Source organism: Stenotrophomonas sp. 57 (assembly GCF_030291075.1).
GTDB lineage: Bacteria > Pseudomonadota > Gammaproteobacteria > Xanthomonadales > Xanthomonadaceae > Stenotrophomonas.
In genome coordinates, this window is record NZ_CP127407.1 from 3,758,332 (window position 1) to 3,776,711 (window position 18,380).

15 protein-coding genes are annotated in these 18,380 nt (G+C 66.9%); 6 read left to right on the top strand and 9 right to left on the bottom strand.

Features of this window, described 5'->3' with window-relative positions; all coding sequences use genetic code 11:
* The first annotated feature begins 258 nt into the window (after positions 1–258).
* From QP512_RS17255 to QP512_RS17265, 3 genes are all read left to right on the top strand, one after another.
* Positions 259–1,275 carry a glucokinase family protein gene (locus QP512_RS17255; protein ID WP_286069896.1) on the top strand — a complete coding sequence of 339 codons (1,017 nt, stop codon included), beginning with the start codon at positions 259–261 and terminating at the stop codon, positions 1,273–1,275.
* A gap of 149 nt (positions 1,276–1,424) precedes the next feature.
* A complete protein-coding gene (locus tag QP512_RS17260; protein ID WP_286069897.1) occupies positions 1,425–4,049 on the top strand; it encodes a TonB-dependent receptor in 2,625 nt (874 codons plus the stop codon).
* A gap of 125 nt (positions 4,050–4,174) precedes the next feature.
* On the top strand, positions 4,175–6,514 hold the full coding sequence (locus QP512_RS17265) for a family 20 glycosylhydrolase (protein WP_286069898.1): 2,340 nt from the start codon (positions 4,175–4,177) through the stop codon (positions 6,512–6,514).
* A 114-nt stretch (positions 6,515–6,628) separates the two neighbouring features.
* On the opposite strand, the gene QP512_RS17270 is transcribed toward QP512_RS17265, so the two are convergent.
* Positions 6,629–7,021: a VanZ family protein gene (locus tag QP512_RS17270; protein WP_286069899.1), complete on the bottom strand. Its 393-nt coding sequence runs from the start codon at positions 7,019–7,021 to the stop codon at positions 6,629–6,631.
* Entirely contained in the window at positions 7,018–8,202 is a 1,185-nt protein-coding gene (locus QP512_RS17275; RefSeq protein WP_286069901.1) for an SAM-dependent methyltransferase, read from the bottom strand. The genes QP512_RS17270 and QP512_RS17275 overlap by 4 nt, the downstream gene beginning before the upstream one ends.
* Positions 8,203–8,261: 59 nt before the next feature.
* Here QP512_RS17275 and QP512_RS17280 point away from each other — a divergent pair, with 59 nt between their 5' ends.
* Positions 8,262–8,999 (top strand): pteridine reductase, encoded by a 738-nt coding sequence (locus QP512_RS17280; RefSeq protein WP_286069904.1) that lies wholly within the window; start codon positions 8,262–8,264, stop codon positions 8,997–8,999.
* A gap of 75 nt (positions 9,000–9,074) precedes the next feature.
* Here the strand turns inward: QP512_RS17280 and folK are convergent, their stop codons facing one another.
* Entirely contained in the window at positions 9,075–9,560 is a 486-nt protein-coding gene (folK, locus tag QP512_RS17285; RefSeq protein WP_286069905.1) for a 2-amino-4-hydroxy-6-hydroxymethyldihydropteridine diphosphokinase, read from the bottom strand.
* Between the two features lie 91 nt (positions 9,561–9,651).
* Here folK and QP512_RS17290 point away from each other — a divergent pair, with 91 nt between their 5' ends.
* Positions 9,652–10,401 carry a 20S proteasome subunit A/B gene (locus tag QP512_RS17290; protein WP_286069906.1) on the top strand — a complete coding sequence of 250 codons (750 nt, stop codon included), beginning with the start codon at positions 9,652–9,654 and terminating at the stop codon, positions 10,399–10,401.
* Between the two features lie 69 nt (positions 10,402–10,470).
* On the opposite strand, the gene QP512_RS17295 is transcribed toward QP512_RS17290, so the two are convergent.
* The 4 genes from QP512_RS17295 to QP512_RS17310 form a co-directional block, all read right to left on the bottom strand.
* Positions 10,471–11,982 (bottom strand): hybrid sensor histidine kinase/response regulator, encoded by a 1,512-nt coding sequence (locus tag QP512_RS17295; protein WP_286069907.1) that lies wholly within the window; start codon positions 11,980–11,982, stop codon positions 10,471–10,473.
* 4 nt (positions 11,983–11,986) lie between these two features.
* Complete coding sequence (locus QP512_RS17300) at positions 11,987–12,427, bottom strand: response regulator (protein ID WP_005411057.1); 441 nt, start codon at positions 12,425–12,427, stop codon at positions 11,987–11,989.
* Positions 12,424–14,241 carry an ATP-binding protein gene (locus QP512_RS17305; protein ID WP_286069909.1) on the bottom strand — a complete coding sequence of 606 codons (1,818 nt, stop codon included), beginning with the start codon at positions 14,239–14,241 and terminating at the stop codon, positions 12,424–12,426. Before QP512_RS17305 ends, QP512_RS17300 begins: the two co-directional genes overlap by 4 nt.
* A gap of 232 nt (positions 14,242–14,473) precedes the next feature.
* Positions 14,474–14,857 (bottom strand): BON domain-containing protein, encoded by a 384-nt coding sequence (locus QP512_RS17310; RefSeq protein WP_049429380.1) that lies wholly within the window; start codon positions 14,855–14,857, stop codon positions 14,474–14,476.
* Between the two features lie 170 nt (positions 14,858–15,027).
* Here QP512_RS17310 and QP512_RS17315 point away from each other — a divergent pair, with 170 nt between their 5' ends.
* Positions 15,028–16,071, top strand: a complete 1,044-nt coding sequence (locus QP512_RS17315; RefSeq protein WP_286069910.1) for an oxidoreductase — start codon at positions 15,028–15,030, stop codon at positions 16,069–16,071.
* A gap of 157 nt (positions 16,072–16,228) precedes the next feature.
* Here the strand turns inward: QP512_RS17315 and gnd are convergent, their stop codons facing one another.
* A complete protein-coding gene (gene gnd / locus QP512_RS17320) occupies positions 16,229–17,134 on the bottom strand; it encodes a phosphogluconate dehydrogenase (NAD(+)-dependent, decarboxylating) (protein ID WP_286069912.1) in 906 nt (301 codons plus the stop codon).
* Positions 17,135–17,144: 10 nt separating this feature from the next.
* The gene (locus QP512_RS17325) at positions 17,145–18,380 is read right to left on the bottom strand and encodes a hypothetical protein (RefSeq protein WP_286072062.1); all 1,236 of its coding nucleotides are present in this window, start codon (positions 18,378–18,380) and stop codon (positions 17,145–17,147) included.

Consider the following 18,380-nt stretch of genomic DNA (forward strand, 5'->3'; position numbering starts at 1 on the left):
ATGCGGCCGTGCTGCACTGCGCAACAGCACCGTCGCGATCTGGCCTGAATGCGCTCTGCCCCTAGAAGCCCATGGCGCAACGGCTTGCGGGTTAAAGCAGGGCCAAGACCATGTAAACGTTTACGGTGTCTCTCGTTCGTTGCGGCGCAGCAACGAAAGTGTCACGAACTCGTTGACATCGTTGTCAACGCAGTTACAGACTCCGCCCCATCGACGGGCCTTTCGTGGGTCCGCTTCCCACCTGCAGCAGGAGCCCGCGTGACCGCTAGCCATCCCGCCCCGGCCCATGTCCTGTCCCGCGTCGCGCCCTCGTTCCTGGCCGCCGACGTCGGCGGCACCCATGTGCGCGTGGCAAGGGCACAGGCCAGCGGCGACGAGGCCCACCCGGTGCAGCTGCTGGAATACCGCAAGTACCGCAATGCGGACTACGCCGGCCTGAGTGCGATCCTCACCGACTTCCTCGGTGACAGCGCGCGGCCCAGCCAGTGCGTGGTCGCCACCGCCGGCTTCGCGCGCGAGGACGGTACGGTGATCACCGCCAACCTGCCGTGGCCGCTGTCGGCCCGGCAGGTGGAAGCCGAGGTCGGCCTGCAGCACGTGCACATCGTCAACGACTTCGAAGCGGTGGCCTATGCCGCGGCGCAGGTTGACGCCAGCGGCGTGCTCCACCTGTGTGGCCCCGGCACAGCGCCACGCGGCCCGACCTTGGTAGTCGGCCCCGGTACCGGCCTGGGCGCCGCGCTGTGGATCCCCACCGCGCACGGCCCGGTGGTCCTGCCCACCGAAGCCGGCCAGCCGACGCTGGCCGCAAGCACCGAACTGGAAATGGCCATCGTCCGCCACATGCAGCGCGACCGCGCGCACGTGTCGATCGAACATGCGCTGTCCGGCCCTGGCTTGATGAACCTGTACCACGCCATCTGCGCCCTGCAGGGGCAGACCCCGGTGCTGGCCAGCCCGGATGCGGTGACCGCCGCAGCGATGGCCGGCACCGATGCCCTCGCCCGCCAGGCGCTGGATGTGTTCTGCGGCCTGCTCGGCAGCACCATCGGCGACATGGCGCTGTTCTATGGCGCGCAGGGCGGTGTGTACCTGGCCGGCGGCATCCTGCCGCAGATCCGCGAATACCTGCATGCCAGCACCTTCGTCGAACGCTACCTGCAGAAGGGGCCGATGGGCGAAGCGCTGGCACGCATCCCGGTGAAGGTGGTCGAGCACGGGCAGCTGGGCGTCATCGGCGCCGCCAGCTGGTTCCTGCTCCAGCCCAACGCCTGAACCGCATTACGCAGCAAGCAGTACGCAGCACCGCAGTACGCACGACGCACTGGAATCGCACCATCGCGCCCGGCAGCCCCTGCTGGCGCCAGGCATGACCGCCATTCGTTCGCCGCCGACAACGCACATCAGTGATGAGGAGAGACATCATGAACACCCGCAAGACTCTGCTTTCGGCAGCCATCGTCGGCTGCCTCGCCTTCTCGGCGCACGCCCAGCAGGCTACCCCGCAGGACCTGGACACCGTGCAGGTGGTGGGCATCCGCGCCAGTCTGGAAAAATCGCTGGACACCAAGCGCAACAACGTCGGCGTGTCCGAAGCGATCACCGCCGAGGACATCGGCAAGTTCCCGAGCACCAACGTTGCTGAAGCGCTGTCGCAGATCCCGGGCGTGACCCTGGACCGCCGCTTCGGTCAGGGCGAGCGCGTCAGCATCGACGGCACCGACCCCAGCCTCAACCTGTCCTTCCTGGACAACCACCCGGTGGCGCAGGCCATCTGGCTGTACGGCGAACAGCCCAACCGCGGCTTCGACTACACACTGCTGGCCCCGCAGATCCTGGGCCGGGCGGAGATCATCAAGTCGTCCGAAGCGCGACTGACCGAAGGCAGCCTCGGCGGCACCGTGCTGATGCACACCCGCCAGCCGCTGGACCTGAAGCAGAACGAAGTGGCCGCCTCGGTGGGCTACAGCTACAGCCAGCAGGCCAGCGAAGGCAAGCCAAACGCGGCCATGCTGTACAGCTGGAAGAACAACGACGAGACCTTCGGCGTGGCCGTCTCGGCCCAGCACTACGAAGAAGCCGTCGACCGCCAGGGCAAGGAAGTGTTCGGCTACACCAAGGCCAGCACCTTCCCCAATGCCACCGGCGTGGCTGCCGACGTGGACGTGCCGAACTCGTTCAACGCCGCTTGGTTCCAGCAGGAACGCAAGCGCGACAGCGCCGTGGTCAACCTGCAGTTCAAGCCGACCGATGAGCTCGAGTTCAACCTGAGCGGCATGTACATCAAGGAAAAGTTCGACAACTACAACCAGTCGCTCTATTCCTTCCTGACCTGGAACCCGGGCACCGTCAACGCCGTCAACCAGCTCGGCAATGTGCGCAACGGTGTGGCCACCAGCGGCCATTCCAACGCCAGCGCCATCGCCAACAGCGGCACGCTGATCTATGACAACAACGTGCGCCTGTCCGAAGTGGTCACCAAGGGCGTGGACCTGCGTGGCGCCTGGAAGGGCGAAAGCTGGGGCGTGACCGGTCAGGCCGGCCAGAGCAAGTCCGACAACAAGAACCTGGCCCAGTACTTCATCGAGCCGTTCTACAACGGCGGCTACAGCTGGAACATGGACAAGGGCATCACCTTCGATGACCCGGCAGGCGCCCGCGACCCGGCCAACTGGGGTTCGGCCGGCGGCTGGTTCGGCAACAACGGCGTGTTCTCCACCGAGAGCAAGGACACCTACGCCCAGCTCGACTTCAACGTCCAGTTCGACAGCATCTTCAACCAGCTGCAGTTCGGCGTGCGCCACGGCAAGCACGATGAAGCCTTCACCCTCAACGTGTACGGCGGCGTCACCCCGGGCACCCTGGCAGACGTCGGCACCATCGGCCTGACCGACATCCAGGGCTTCACCAACGACCAGGGCCACCACGTTCAGGCCGGCCGCAACAACGTGCTGAACTGGGTGCGCAACAGCCCGATCGACTACAGCAACCCCGATCCGGCCAGCTACCTCAACAACAGCTGGGCGTTGACCCAGACCAACAACGCGGCCTACGCGCAGTTGAACTTCTCCAACGGCCCGCTGCGCGGCAACCTGGGCATGCGCTACGTCGATTCCAAGACCGAAGGCAGCGGCTTCGTCTACGGCGGCACGCCGACCCTGACCGATCTGGACAGCAAGTGGCAGACCCGCACCAAGAAGGAAGACTTCGTGCTGCCGTCGTTGAACGTCGCGTGGGACACCGACAACGACTGGGTGTTCCGCTTCGCCGCGGCCAAGGTGATCGCCTGGGCGCCGTACAACCAGATGGTCAACAACACCTTCCTCAACGACACCACTCTGACCGGTTCGGGCGGCAACGCCGATCTGTCGCCGTATGAGTCGTGGAACTTCAATGCCTCGGCCGAGTACTACTACGCGCCGCAGGCCGTCGTGGCCTGGTCGGTGTTCTACAAGAAGATCGACAACTACATCGATACCTCGGCCACCATCGAGCGTCAGTACAACTCGATCCGCGATACCTCGCCGGCCACCTGGGCGAACCTCGTCGGTACCAACGGCTGCACCGCCGACGGCTACTGCGACTACAGCATCCAGCGCCCGCGCAACGCCGGCAGCGGCCACGTCAAGGGCTTCAACATCAGCTTCCAGCAGCCCTTCGGCGAAAGCGGATTCGGCCTGACCGCCAACTACACCTACGCCAATGGCGAAAACAACACCGGCGATCCGCTGCCGTACCAGTCGCGTAATGCCATCGCCTTCAGCCCGTACTACGAGAAGGGCCCGATCAACGCGCGCCTGACCTACAACTGGCGTGACAGCTACCTGGCCGGCGGCTACGTGGCCGGTGCTGCCCCGTCCAGCGTGGACGACTACGCGGAACTGGGGGCCAGCTTCGGCTACACCTTCAACGACAACTGGTCGCTGACGGTGGACGCGCAGAACCTGCTGGACGAGACCTACTTCCAGTACCTGGGCGACAAGGAACACCTGGCTGGCAAGTACAAGAGCGGCCGCCGCTACATGGCCACCCTGCACTTCAAGTTCTAAGACTGCACCCAGCTGCACATCGCGACGGGCCCGGATTTCCGGGCCCGTCGTACGATGGGAGATCGGAATCGCCGCCTGCGCGGCGGCCACGCGCGGCACAGCGAGCCGCCCACCACAGGAGTGAGATGATGCGACCCTTCCCCCTTGCCAGTATGCTGCTGGGCTTGGCGATGCTTCCCGCCGCCGGCCGCGCCGCAGAGGCCTCGGCACTGGATGCCCGCCCCGGCCCACAACTGCGCGCCGGCAGCCTGATGCTGATTCCCGCCCCGGCCACCGTGCAACGCAGCCAGGGCAGCGGTATCACCGTTCGCGCCGATACCGTGCTGCAGGCCGAAGGCGAAGCCGCGCAACGCGTCGCCGCCCAGTTCGCCGACCTGCTGGCCCGCAGCGGCGGCCCGCGCCTTGCGCCGGCCAAGGGCACGGCGGCAGCCAAGTCGGGCAGCATCCGCTTCGAGATCGTGCCCACCTTCCGCGACAGCGGCGAAAGCTACACGCTGGAAAGCACCGCGCAGGGCGTGGTGATCCAGGCCGGCAACGAAACCGGTCTTTTCTATGGCGCGACTACCCTCGCCCAGCTCGCCACCGGCGGCAGCAGCGGGGTGCTGCCCGCCGTGCAGATCCAGGACGCGCCGCGTTTCAGCTGGCGCGGCTTCATGCTCGATTCCGCCCGGCACTTCCAGAGCCTGGACGAGATCAAGCGCGTGCTCGACGCGATGGCCGCGCACAAGCTCAACACCTTCCACTGGCACCTGACCGATGACCAGGGCTGGCGCATGGAGATCAAGCGCTACCCGAAGCTGACCGACGTGGGCAGCTGCCGGCTGCCCGCCGGCGATGGCGGCATCGATCCGGCCAGCGGTCAGGAACATCCGTACTGCGGCTTCTACACGCAGGACCAGATCCGCGAGGTGATCACCCATGCGGCCAAGCTGCATATCCAGGTGATCCCGGAAATCGATGTGCCCGGCCATGCCACCGCGGCGATCGCCGCGTATCCGGAACTGGGCTCGATCAATACCCCGCTGAAGCCGATCAGCGAATGGGGCGTGTTCCCGAACCTGTTCAACACCGAAGACAGCACCGTCACCTTCCTCGAGAACGTGCTGGAAGAAGTAATCGCGCTGTTCCCGGCGAAGTACGTGCACGTGGGTGGCGACGAGGCAGTGAAAGACCAGTGGAAAGCCTCCAGGCAGGTGCAGCAGCGCATGCGTGCGCTGGGCATCAAGGATGAGATGGCCATGCAGAGCCACATCATCAAGCGACTGGAGAACTTCCTGGAGGAGCACGACCGGCGCCTGATCGGCTGGGATGAAATCCTCGAAGGCGGCCTGCCGCCGCAGGCCACGGTGATGTCGTGGCAGGGTACCGAAGGCGGCCTGGCCGCCGCCAGCGCCGGCCATGACGTGGTCATGTCGCCGGTCGGATACCTCTATCTGGATTACCTGCAGACGGCCTCGCCGAACGAGCCGCCGGGCCGCCCGACCCAGGTCAACCTCGGCAAGCTGTACAACTTCGAACCGGTGCCGGCCGAGCTGGCCGCCGACAGGCGCGGGCACATCCTCGGCCTGCAGGCCAACATGTTCACCGAGCACACGCGCACCTACGCACGCCTGCAGCACAACCTGTTCCCGCGCCTGGCCGCCGTGGCCGAGACCGGCTGGAGTACACCGGAGCATCGCGACTTCCGCGATTTCCTCGCGCGCCTGCCTTCCCAGCTGCAGCGCTACCGTGCCTGGGGCCTCGCCTATGCGCAGACCCCGTTCGAAGTGGGCGTGGACTACACCGACAACCGCGCTGCCAATACGGTGACCGTGTCGCTGGCCAATCCGCTGGGCTATGAGGTGCGCTACAGCACCGACGGCCAGCCGGTGAGCGCGCAGTCGCCGTTGTACCAGCAGCCGCTGACCGCACCGCTGCCCGCCACCGTGCAGGCAGCGGCGTTCTACCAGGGACAGATGCTGGCGGCGAAGCCGACGGTGGCGGCATTCACCGCGCAGTCGCTGCTCAGCCGTCGCAGCGATGAGCTGCTCAGCTGCGTGGGCACGAAGGGCCTGGTATTGCGCCTGGAAGACGATGGCCCGCGCGAGGGTACCCGTGCAGTGTTCAACGTGGATATCTTCCAGCCGTGCTGGCGTTGGCCGCAGGCGCAGCTGGACGGCATCGGCAGCGTGCAGGTACGTGCCGGTCGCATTCCGTACTACTTCCAGCTGGCCCACGACGAACCCAAACGTCGCTTCGAGAAGGCCAGGCGTGCGCATGGCGAGATGCTGGTGCGTCGCGGCGACTGCAGCGGCAAGGTGCTGGCTGAAGTACCGCTGCCGGCCAAGCCGGATGCCGATGGCTTCGTGACCCTGCGTGCAACGCTGCCGAAGGGCCCCCAGGGCAATGCGGACCTGTGCATCAACTTCACCGGCGACACGCGTCCGGCGATGTGGGTGCTGGATGAGGTGACGCTGGGGAAGTGACGGAGGTTGCGCTCTCGGGGCATCCACGCATGGCGTGGATCTACTGTAGAGCCGAGCCCACGCTCGGCTGCCTTTCAGGAGGGAGCCGAGCACGGGCTCGGCTCTACAGGAACCTCAGCCGCGCCAGCGCAGCAGCAGGTCGCGCAGCGGGGTCAGGGTCGTCGCCATGCCGGCCAGCACACCGATCGTGTTGGCGATGGCATCCATCGGGTCGGCAGTGCGGTTGCTGGTCAGCGCACCCTGCGCGAACTCGATGCCGATCCCCATCAGCACCAGGCCCACGGCTACGCACAGCAGCGGGCGGCCCCGACGGAACAGCTGCACCGCGCTGCCGGCCAGGATGAAGTAGGCGAGGAAGTGCTCGCCCTTGTCGCTGTTTTCCGGCAGCGGAATCGGCGGCGGTGGGATCAGGCAGACCACGACCACCAGCAGTACCGCCAGCATCCACAGCACGGTCCACAACCGCGGCCGCCGCAGCGGCTTGATCACCGGCAACGCACTGCTCACAGGCGCCAGCTCAGGTCACCCAGTTCGAAGGCTGGCTCGAAGTCGACGCCACGTTGCAGGCCGATGGCCTGGAAGCGCTCGCCCATTTCCGTAGGCAGGGTCAGTTTCTTCACCTGGTCGCGCAGCTGGATGCGGCCGACTTCATCGGTGCGTTCCTCAGCCAGCAGCAGCACCTGGTCCAGACCATTGCCGAGCAGGAAACTGGCCTGGCTGCAGTAACCGGCCAGCTCGAAGCCCCCGTGCATGCCTGCTTCGGCCATCGCGGTGAAATCCACTGAGGCGGTGATGTCCTGCAGGCCCGGCCAGCGATACACATCGTTGTGCACGTGGTGGCGGTAGAACGCGCGCACCGTGCCATCGTCGCGGTCATGCTGGTAGAACTCGCCACGGTTGTAGCCATAGTCGACGAACAGCATCGCGCCACGCTGCAGGCCGCCGGCCACCGCCTGCAGCCAGTACGGCAGCTGCGGCAGCACTTCGGAACGGTAGCCTTCGGCAAAGGGCTTTTCCAGGTAGCGCTCGATGTGACGCACCGCGCCGTTGAGCAGGATATCGGCCGGCTGCGCGCCGCGGATGAAATTGCCGTCGCCATCCAGTTCAACGGTTTCCTCGTAGACCTCGCCATCGCGGATCAGGAAGCGCGGGGTCGGCAGCGCGTCGATCACCTCGTTGGCGAACACCACGCCTTCCCAGTCCTCTTCGAACGGGCGGTCGACCCAGTCCAGGCGCGCGGCCAGCTCGGCCGGAAGGTTCTGCCGCAGGCGCTGCTGCTGGCGCTCGCGCAGGTCGGCGCTGGGTTCGAGGATGGCATAGCGCGACGGCACAGCGTCCAGCTCGGCCAGGCGCAGCAGCACCGCTTCGGCGAAGGCGCCGGTACCGCCGCCCAGTTCCAGCATCCGCGACTGCGCGCCCAGCTGCCCGAACACCGGGGCCAGCGCGTTGGCCACGCTGCCGGCGAACAGGCTGCCGAGCTCGGGTGCAGTGGTGAAGTCTCCGCCGCCACCAAACTTGCTGGCGCCGGCGCTGTAATAGCCCCAGCCGGGGGTATACAGGCACAGTTCCATGAATCGCGAGAACGGCATTGCCCCGCCCTGGGCAAGGATCTCGGCGCGCAGGGCGGCGGCCAGCTGGTCGCTGTGGGCCAGGGCATCGGCTTCGGGCTGGGGGAAGGTGGGCTGCATGGCGTCTTCGAATGCGGTGACAATGGTGCACAGGATAGCCGAGCCTTGGAGGACCCTCGATGAGCGATACCCACCCCGTGGTCCTGATCACAGGCAGCGCGCGCCGGATCGGTGCGGCCATCGCCCGCCAGTTCCACGCCTGCGGCTGGTCGGTGGTGCTGCACGCCAACACCTCCAGCGCCGAGCTGCAGCAGGCCGCGTTCGATTTCGACAACGTGCGCCCCGGCAGCGTGCTGGCCCTGCAGGCCGACCTGCGTGACGCCGACGCCTTGCCCGACCTGGTGGAACAGGCCGTCACTCACTTCGGGCGGCTGGATGCGCTGGTCAACAACGCCTCCAACTTCTTCCCCACCCCGCTTGGCCAGGTCACCGCCGAAGCAATGGACGCGTTGTATGCGGTCAACGCGCGGGCGCCGCTGCTGCTGTCACAGGCGGCAGCGCCCTACCTGCGCCGCCAGCAGGGCTGCATCGTCAACCTGACCGACCTGCACGGCACCGACCCGATGCGCGACCACATCGCCTACACGATGGCCAAGGCTGCGCTGGAAATGGCCACCCGCTCGCTGGCGCTGGAGCTGGCACCGAAGGTGCGGGTCAATGCAGTGGCGCCGGGTGCGATCCTGTGGCCGGAACAGGGCAAGGACGATTTCGCCCGCGAGGCGCTGCTGGCGCGCACGCCGCTGGCGCGGATCGGCACGGTCGAGGAGATTGCCGAAGCGGTGTACTGGCTGGTGGCCGAAGCCAGCTTCGTCACCGGCCACACATTGCGCGTGGATGGCGGGCGCACGGTGAGTTGACACCGGGCAGGACGGACGACCGGGTCAGATCCCTTTTCCCTGCGGAAAAAGGGATCTGACCGCAACGCAACCTGATCATTCCAGATCAACGATCTCAAACGCTTCGCCATGCTGCCGGTGCGCACGCCACAGCGTGGCCAGGTCCAACCCGCTCACGGGGTCGATGAAGTCCGGGGCGATGTCGGCCAGCGGCTTCAGCACGAAGGCGTGCTTCAGTTCCGGGCGCGGGATGCGCAGGTGTCCGGGGCCTTCCACCACCAGGTCACCGTAGAACACCACGTCGATGTCCAGGGTCCGGTCCGAGAAGCGTGGCCCGCTGCGGTCGCGGCCGTGCGCGTCTTCCAGCGCGTGCAGCCAGTCGTCCAGTTCCCCCAGCGGCAGGTCGGTGTCGATCGCCACGGCGTTGTTGAGGAAGGCCGGGCCGTCGAAGCCGACCGCGGCGGTACGGTAGGCCGGCGACACCCGCAGCGCGCCGAAGCGCTCGCGCAGGGCCGTCACCGCGGCGTGGAGGTAGCGGCGGGGCTGGACGTTGCTGCCCAGGCTCAGGAGCACGGTGGTCATGCGGTTCAGGTGACAGTGCTTGGGGGGCGTGGACATGCCGTCGTCACGGCGGCCTGCCTACAATCCGGGACGCACATGATAGGGCACCGACATGACCTATTGCGTTGGAATCGAGGTGGACGAGGGCCTGGTCTTCGCTGCCGACACCCGGACCAATGCCTCGCTGGACGATGTGCGCGTGCACCGCAAGCTGCACGTGTTCGAGTATCCCGGCCAGGCAGCCTACGTGCTGATGGCGGCCGGCAACCTGGCCACCACCCAGCTGCTGGTGTCGCGCCTTGGGCGCGATGCCAGCGAACGGCGCACGCCCAACCTGCGCGACATGACCCACCTGTTCGAGGCGGCCGAGTATGTCGGCCAGCTGCTCGTGGACAGCCAGGTGCACAGCAGCCACAGCGAGCACGGCCATGACGGGGTCAACACCCAGGCCACGTTGATCTTCGGCGGCCAGATCGCTGGCGAGCGGCCGGGCCTGTACATGGTCTATCCACTGGGCAACGCCATCGCTGCGTCGCCGGAGACGCCCTATCTGCAGATCGGTGAGTCCAAGTACGGCAAGCCGATTCTCGACCGCATCCTCAGCCCGGCCACCCGCCTGGAGGACGCGGCGCGCACGGCAATCGTGTCGCTGGATTCGACCATCCGCTCCAATCTGTCGGTAGGCCTGCCGATCGACCTGGCGCTGCTGCGCGATGGTGAACTGCGCATCGGCCAGCAGCTGCGGCTCGGCGCGGATTCAGCGTTGTATGCGGACATCCACCAGAACTGGTCGCGGCGGCTGGAACAGGCAGTGGACGCGCTGCCGCGGTTCCCGTGGGAATCCGTGGATCGATCGACCTGACCTGCCGGGCACGGCCCGGCACTACCGAAGGCGGTGGGGTATCGCCGGGCCATGCCCGGCGACGCTTGCTCAGCCCAGCGCTTCGGCCACCGCGCGGAACACCTGCTGCATCTGCAGCGGCTTGTGCAGCACGTGTATCTCCACGCCGGCCGGGAACGCGTCGGCCGGCACCGCCACCGCGGCGTCCTCCAGCACCAGTGCGGGGCCGCGATAGCCCAACGTGGCCATCTCGCCCAGCAGCTGGCTGGCCGGCAGCAGCTTGGAACCGGCATCGGCGATCACCAGCGCGGGCATCGCCTCCTGCTGCATCCAGCGCAGCGCGGCCGGGCCGTCGGAGGCCAGCTGCAACTGGTAGCCCTGGCTGGACAGCGCATTGCCAAGCAGCGACAAACGCGTGGCTTCGCCATCGACCACCAGGATCGACTGGCCACTGCCCAGTGCCACCAGCTGTTCGATCGGCTCGCTGCCATCGATGGCCTCGTGCATCGGCAGGCGCAGTTCGAAGCAGGTGCCCTGCCCCGGCTGGCTGCTGACATGGATGCTGCCGCCTGCACCTTCGACGATGCGCTTGCAGGAAATCAGCCCCAGTCCGGTGCCGTCGGCCTTGGTGGTGAAGAACGGATTGAACAGGTGCGACAGCGTGTCCGCATCCATGCCGATGCCTTCGTCGGCCACACGGATGTGCATCCAGTCCACGCCATCGCGCTGGCCGGCATGGCTGGCGGTCAGGCTCAGGCGACCGCCGTTGGGCATCGCCTGGATAGCATTGAGCGCCAGGTTCAGCAGCACCTGCTGCAGTTCGGTGTAGTTGGCATCGACCACCAGGCCTTCATCCTGCACCTGCAGCTCCAGGCGCACGGCGTCGGGCACGTTGCTGCGCAACAGTAGCGCCACCGCATCGAACAGGCCATCGATCTCGATGCGTTCGCTCGGCTTGCGCGAACCGCGCACGAACGACAGCATCGATTCGGCCATCTCATGGCCACGGCGGCCGCACTCGGCGATGACATCGGCCAGGTGGTGCAGCTGCGGATCGTCGGTGCGCGCCTTCAGCAGGTCCGGCATGATCAGCAACGGCTGCAGGATGTTGCGCAGGTCGTGGCTGAGGCCGGCGGCGAGCAGCGACAGGCTTTCCAGGCGCTGTGCGCGCATCAGTTCGGTTTCCACCCGTGCACGCTCGATCGCACTGCGTGCATCGCGGATCGCACGCGCCACTGCCGACGGCAGGCGTGCCGGCAGATGCTTGATGATGTAGTCATTGGCCCCCTTCTGCAGCGCCGCCACCGCGTTCTCCTCACCCATGGTGCCGGAGACGAAGATGAAGGGCACTTCCGGCGAGGTCTCACGCACGATGCGCAGCGCATCGTCACCGGAGAACCCCGGCATGCTCAGGTCGGACAGCACGATATCCGGCTGGAACGCGGCCAGTGCCTGGCGCAGTTCCGCCTCGCTCTCGACACGCTCGAAGCGGGCCTCCAGGCCCGCATCGAGCATCTGTTCGGACATCAGCTCGGCATCTTCCGGTGAGTCCTCCACCAGCAGGATGCGCAGCGCTCCCAGGGCGGGATCGGTCAGGGGCATGGGCTCACTCGAGTTCCGGTGCCTGGTTGATCAACGCCCAGAACTTGCCCAGGGTCTGCACCGCGCCGAAGAACTGGTCCACGTCCACCGGCTTGACCACGTAGGCGTTCACGCCCATGTCCCAGCTGCGGGCCAGATCGCTCTCTTCGCGCGAGGACGACAGGATCACCACCGGCAGGCGCTTGAGTTCTTCGTGCTCGCGGATCTGCCGCAGCACTTCCAGGCCATCCATGCGCGGCATCTTGATGTCCAGCAGCAGAACCGCCGGCAGGCCTTCCTCGCGGTTGGCGAAGGCGCCACGGCGCAGCAGGTAGTCCATCACTTCCACGCCGTCCTCGACGTGCACGATGGGATTGGCCAGACGCGCTTCTTCCAGAGCGTCGATCGCCATTTCGGCGTCGGCGGGGCTGTCTTCGGCAAGAAGAATGGTGCGCAGAGTCGTCATGCAGAGGGACCTTGTTTATCCGCGTCGATCGCGGGAGGCAGATAGAAGTGGAAGGTGGCGCCGACGTCCGGTTCGGCCTCCGCCCAGATACGGCCGCCATGGCGGGTCAGCACGCGGCGTACGCTGGCCAGACCAATGCCGGTGCCCGGGTAGTCGCTGGCCTTGTGCAGGCGCTGGAACACGCCGAACAGTTTCCCGGCGTAGGCCATGTCAAAGCCTGCGCCATTGTCGCTGACCGTGAACTGATGACCGCCATCGGGCTGCGGCTGGTAGTCCACGCGGATCTTTGCCGGCTCGCGGTTGCCCGAATACTTCACCGCGTTGCCGAGCAGGTTCAGCCAGACCTGGCGGATCATGTTCTCGTCGGCCACCACGATCGGCAGCGGCGCGATGCTCCACTCCACCTGGTGCGCATGGCCGCTGCCCTCGGCTTCGGCCTGCAGGTTGGCATCGAGCATGGCGCGGGTATCGGCCACCAGCGACTGCATGTCCACCGCCTGCTGGCGCATCGCGGCTCGGCCCAGCCGCGAGTAGACCAGCAGGTCATCGATCAGCGCCGCCATCCGCCGGGCCGAACTGGAGATCACTTCCAGGTAGTGGCGGCTCTTGTCATCGGCAGCATCGCCCAGGTGGCGCGACAGCTTGTCGGAGAACCCGGCGACGTGGCGCAGCGGTGCGCGCAGGTCATGCGAAACCGAGTAGCTGAAGGCCTCCAGCTCGCGGTTGACCTCGGACACCTGGGCAACCTTGCCTTCCAGCTGGCGGTTGAGCTCTTCAACGCGCAGCTGGACTGCGCGTTGCATGGTGACATCGCTGACCGTCATCAGCACCACTTCGTCATCGGTATCGGGCAACGGCATGCGGCGCGCGTTCAGCAGCATGTAACGCGCCATGCCATCGGCAGTGCGCTGTTCGTGCTCGAAATCCCACAGTTCGCGACCGCGCAGCAGCACGTCGGACAGGCGCTGGCGCACTACGGCGTCCTTCCAGGCGCCGTCACCGACGGCTTCCAGCAACAGGCCATCGGCACGCTCGTCCTGAAGCCCGTACAACTCGGCGAAGGCCGGGTTGTGCAGCTGCACGCGCAGGTCGCCGTCGAGCAGCACGATGGGTTCACGAACGGTCTGCAGCACCGAGGCGGCGCGTGCGGCCGAGCGCAGCGACTGCCGTTCGGCATGCAGGCGGCGGCCGATCTGCCGCTGCAGCAGCCACAGCACGAGACCAAGCAGCGCCAGCTGCACCACCAGCGAACTCCACGACACCAGCTCGGTCTGCTTGCGCTGCCGCGCGGCCTGCTCGGCACGCAATGTCAGCAGTTTCTGCTCGCTGTCCTGCAATTCTTCAACCAGTCCACGGATCGGGTAGCGCGTGCTGAGATCCTGCACCAGTTCGCGCTGGTCGCTGTTGGGCTCGGATCTGGCGAGCTCACGGGCAAGTGCCATGCGCCCTTCCAGCATCGATTCGATGCGGCCGATCCGGATCAGCTGGTCGGGATTGTCGCGGGTCATCCGGCCCAGCTCGGCCAGGCGCCCGGGGATTTCGTTGGCCCTGGCCATGCGCTCGCGCAGGCCCGGTGCGTCCACGCCCTTGGACAGGGTCAGCGCCGCCGACTCGACGTCACGCACATCGGCCTGCAGCTGCTGCAGGGCCACACTCACGGCCTGGGTATGGTTCACCCAAGCCATCGCCTGCTCGCTGTCATGCTGCAGTTTGCGCAGGGTCAACCACGGCACCACGATGATCGCGGCAGCCGCCAGTGCCAGGGCCGGCAACCGCCAGCGGTCCCAGATGTCGTCACTGAAAACCAGCGCCATAGTTCCTCTTCAGCACGGCCGCGGAGCGTCGGCCGGGACCTGCCCGGCTGCGGCGGAACCGGCAATATAGCGCAGGCGATCACAACACTGGGCTTTCCGGCCCGGTTGGCTGAACGGGTTGGCAATCCCACCTGTAGAGCCGGGCCCACGCTCGGCTGGAACCCAAAGGCAGCCGAGCATGGGCTCGGCTCTACAGGGTGGCGGGCGCCCCGCTTGGGGCGCCCGATAGGGCTCAGCGCTTGGCGGCAGCGCTGACCTTCAATGCGGCAGCATCAACGCGGGTCACGCCCTTGATGCCCTTGGCGGTGGTGACCGCCTTGTCTTTCTCGGCCTGGGTGGCCACAGCGCCGCTGAGGCTCACCACGCCGTTCACGGTTTCCACCTTGATTTCAGTGCCCGGAACGTTGCTGCTGGCGAGCAGGTCGGCCTTCACTTTGGTGGTGATCCAGGTATCGGTCACCGGCTCGTTGGAGTCATGGCGATCGGCGTGCGTGGCCGGATGTGCGCTGGTCGGCGGGCTCTTCGCGGCCGGATCCTTGGCGAATGCGGCCGAGGAGGACAGCGCCAGGCCCAGGGTCAGGGCAGAAGCAATCAGCGTGCGGGTGGTATTGCTCATCGTGTCGTACTCCTTCGGAATGTGCTGCCAGTCTGGACAAGCAGGCGTGGAGCACGCGTGGCGCTGCGGTCATGCCGCCGTGAATCGAAACGTTTCCAACGGCAACGGTTCAGTTTTGGCCTGCAACGGCCCGTCGTTTACCCTGCCCTTCCCACTGCCGGAGCTCTGTCATGCGCCCCGACCTGCAACTGGCCCTGATCGGCTACGGCCTCGCCGGCCGTGTCTTCCACGCACCGCTGATCCAGCACACGCCCGGGCTGGTACTGCACAGCATCGTCAGTTCGCAGCGTGACACCCTGCTGCGCGCGTTCAGCGACGTGCACGTTCGCGCCACGCCGCAGGAAGTGTTCGACGACCCGGCCGTGGATGCGGTGGTGATCGCCACGCCCAACGGACAGCACGCGCCGCTGGCGATCGCAGCCCTGGCGGCGGGCAAGCATGTGCTGGTCGACAAGCCGTTCGCACTGGACGTGGCTGAAGCGGAAGCAGTGCTGGCTGCGGCGCGCGATGCCGGACGCATCGCGACGGTGTTCCAGAACCGGCGCTTCGATGCCGACTTCCTCACGCTGCAGGCGCTGCTGGCCGGAGGTGTGCTGGGTGAGGTAGCCGAATGCCACGCGCACTTCGATCGCTACCGTCCGCAGGTGCGCGACCGCTGGCGCGAGCAGGACGGTCCCGGTAGTGGCCTGTGGTACGACCTCGGCCCGCATCTGCTGGACCAGATGCTGGTGCTGTTCGGCTGGCCCGAGGCGATCGACGCGGATCTGGCCGTGCAGCGCGAAGGCGGTGCCGGCATCGACTACTTCCACGCCGTGCTCCACTACCCACGGCATCGCGCCATCGTGCATTCCGGTTCGCTGGTGGCGGCGCAGACGCCACACTTCAGCGTGCATGGCAGCCAGGCCAGCTGGATCAAGCATGGGCTGGACGTGCAGGAAGCACAGTTGCGGCGCGGTGTTGCCCCGGGTGCGCCGGGATGGGGCATCGACCCGCGGCATGGCGAGCTGGTGCGCTGTGATGCCGAGGACAACGTGCAGCGCAGCACCATCGACAATCTGCCCGGTGACTACCGGCGGCTGTATGCGCAGTTCGCGGCGGCGGTGAATGGTGATGGCGAAGCTACGGTCAGCCCGGTACAGGCGCTGCAGCTGATGCGGTTGCTGCAGGCAGGCATGGAGAGTTCGCGCGAGGGGCGGCGGGTGCGGTTGGGGTGATCGGCAGGGCTGCGCCCTGCACCTGCCGAAGCAACGGCAACATCACCGTCAAATGCTGGTTTCCTGCGGGATGGCGTGGCAATGATCGGAATGCACTTGTGAGGCCTCATGGGGTCGGATCCCTTTCATGCGGAAAGGGATCCGACCCCGGCAAGCCTTACGACTTCTTGATCGCATGGCCGCCGAACTCGTTGCGCATCGCCGACAACAGGCGGTCGGTGAACGAATTGGATTCGCGCGAACGCAGGCGTTCCAGCAGCGACAGGGTGATCACCGGCGCCGGTACGTCCAGCGCGATCGCTTCGGCCACGGTCCAGCGGCCCTCGCCGGAATCCTCGACATACGGCGCGATGCCATCCAGCGACGGATTGCGCTTGAGGGCTTCGGTGCTCAGGTCCAGCAGCCAGGAACGCACCACGCTGCCGTGGCGCCACACCTCGGCCACCTGCGCCAGGTCCAGCTCCATCTCCTGCTTGCGCTCCATCAGCGCGAAGCCTTCGGCATAGGCCTGCATCATTCCGTACTCGATGCCGTTGTGGACCATCTTGGTGAAGTGCCCGGCGCCAGACGGTCCGACACGTGCCCAGCCACGATCGGCGGCCGGTGCCAGCGTGCGCAGCAGCGGTGCGATCTGGTCCACCACGGACGCTTCGCCACCGACCATCAGGCTGTAGCCTTCCTGCAGGCCCCACACGCCACCGCTGGTGCCGCAGTCCACATAGCCCAGATCGTCTTCGGCCAGCGCCTTGGCGCGGCGGATCGAGTCCTGGTAGTTGGAGTTGCCACCGTCGATGACGATGTCACCTTCGGCCAGGTGCGGGGTCAGCTGACCCAGGGTCTGGTCGACGGTTTCGCCAGCCGGCACCATCAGCCACACCACGCGTGGCACCGGCAGCGCGGCCACGGCCGCGGCCAGCGAATCAACCACCTCCAGGCCGGCCTCGGCGGCGCGCTGGCGGGCGCCTTCGCCCGGGTCGTAGCCGACCACGCGGTGGCCGCCGCGATGCAGGCGCTGGGCCATGTTGGCGCCCATGCGGCCGAGGCCGATCATTGCAATATCCATTGTTTCACCTTCAGTTGGGGTCTAGGGTCAGGCTGCCTGGCCTGCCGGTAGCCGCGCAGTGGCGCAGCTGCGCCTCGCGCCAACGCCGGTAGAGCGTGGTATGCAGATTGTGCACCGCCAGATCGATCGAAAACGGGGTTCGCGGATTGCGGTCGAGCAGGCGGGCGATGTGGTAACCGATGGGACGTATACCGCGCGGGTGCACGTAGATCACGAACTGCTGGTAGAACGGATCGTCCAGCAGCTGGTCCATGCGTGCCAGCGTGTCGCGGTAGCGCGGTGCCAGCGTCGCGCGCAGCTGCGCATCGCGCTCGAACAGCAGGCGCTCGAAATAGCGCTGGCCAACGCGCGGAATGCCCTGCGCCAGTTTCCACACCTCGGCATTGCGCTGGTCGTACCAGGCCAGGCCGCCGTGCGCAGCCAAGGCCTGCGCGGCCTCCTCGCCCACCGACACCACCACGAAATTCTCGGCCTGGTTGCTCAGGTCGTCCAGCGTGCCCTTTTCGTAGACATGTTCGATGAAACCGGGCACGCCGACGAAGGCCTGCCGGCCCATCGCCGATGTGCGTACCGCCTTGCCATCGGCGAAGAAATCACCGGCATGCGCGCCGAGCAGGATGCTGTCGGTCTGGTGCAGTGCGAGGAAGGTGCCGATCGACAGTTCCTCTGCAGCAAATTCGGCATCAAATGCCGTGTCGCCATACAGTTCGCGCTGGGTGGCCAGTTGTGCGACCTGGCGACCGACCCCGCATTCGGCACGCACCTTGCCGCTGTAGAACGCCTGCAGCGCCTGGCTGTTGCCCGCAGTGGGCACGAAACCACGGCCGAAGCTTCGCGTGCGCTGCCAGCCTTGCGCCTGTGCGCCGCGTACGCCGAAGCCGATCCAGCCCAGTTGGGGGCCGGAGAAACGAAAGCCTTCGTTGCCCTGCAGTGCGGTCGCGGCACGTTGCGTGGCGGCGCCCAGCTGGAAGGCATAGGCGCAGACCGTGGCCGGATCGTCCAGCAGCTGCTGCAGCCACGCTTCGCGGGCGGCAGCCGGCATTTCCGCCGGCCATTGCACGCGCAGATCACCCGCCGCCTGTGCCTGCGCCAGTGACGCGCGCGTGCATACCGGACCGCCGTGCACCTGCGGTGCACTGATCGCGCGTGTTTCGAAGTGCCACCCCAGGCGCTGCAACAGGCCCTGCGTGCAGTCCAGCGGCGCGGCTGCCGCGCCCAGCGCGGGCAGCAGCAGGGCCACGCCCAT

Coding starts and splice junctions, on each gene's coding strand:
- QP512_RS17260 (WP_286069897.1), top strand. CDS start 1,425: ATGAACACCCGCAAGACTCTGCTTTCGGCAGCCATCGTCGGCTGCCTC.
- QP512_RS17265 (WP_286069898.1), top strand. CDS start 4,175: ATGATGCGACCCTTCCCCCTTGCCAGTATGCTGCTGGGCTTGGCGATG.
- QP512_RS17275 (WP_286069901.1), bottom strand. CDS start 8,202: ATGCAGCCCACCTTCCCCCAGCCCGAAGCCGATGCCCTGGCCCACAGC.
- QP512_RS17280 (WP_286069904.1), top strand. CDS start 8,262: ATGAGCGATACCCACCCCGTGGTCCTGATCACAGGCAGCGCGCGCCGG.
- folK (WP_286069905.1), bottom strand. CDS start 9,560: ATGACCACCGTGCTCCTGAGCCTGGGCAGCAACGTCCAGCCCCGCCGC.
- QP512_RS17290 (WP_286069906.1), top strand. CDS start 9,652: ATGACCTATTGCGTTGGAATCGAGGTGGACGAGGGCCTGGTCTTCGCT.
- QP512_RS17295 (WP_286069907.1), bottom strand. CDS start 11,982: ATGCCCCTGACCGATCCCGCCCTGGGAGCGCTGCGCATCCTGCTGGTG.
- QP512_RS17300 (WP_005411057.1), bottom strand. CDS start 12,427: ATGACGACTCTGCGCACCATTCTTCTTGCCGAAGACAGCCCCGCCGAC.
- QP512_RS17305 (WP_286069909.1), bottom strand. CDS start 14,241: ATGGCGCTGGTTTTCAGTGACGACATCTGGGACCGCTGGCGGTTGCCG.
- QP512_RS17310 (WP_049429380.1), bottom strand. CDS start 14,857: ATGAGCAATACCACCCGCACGCTGATTGCTTCTGCCCTGACCCTGGGC.
- QP512_RS17315 (WP_286069910.1), top strand. CDS start 15,028: ATGCGCCCCGACCTGCAACTGGCCCTGATCGGCTACGGCCTCGCCGGC.
- gnd (WP_286069912.1), bottom strand. CDS start 17,134: ATGGATATTGCAATGATCGGCCTCGGCCGCATGGGCGCCAACATGGCC.
- QP512_RS17325 (WP_286072062.1), bottom strand. CDS start 18,380: ATGGGCGTGGCCCTGCTGCTGCCCGCGCTGGGCGCGGCAGCCGCGCCG.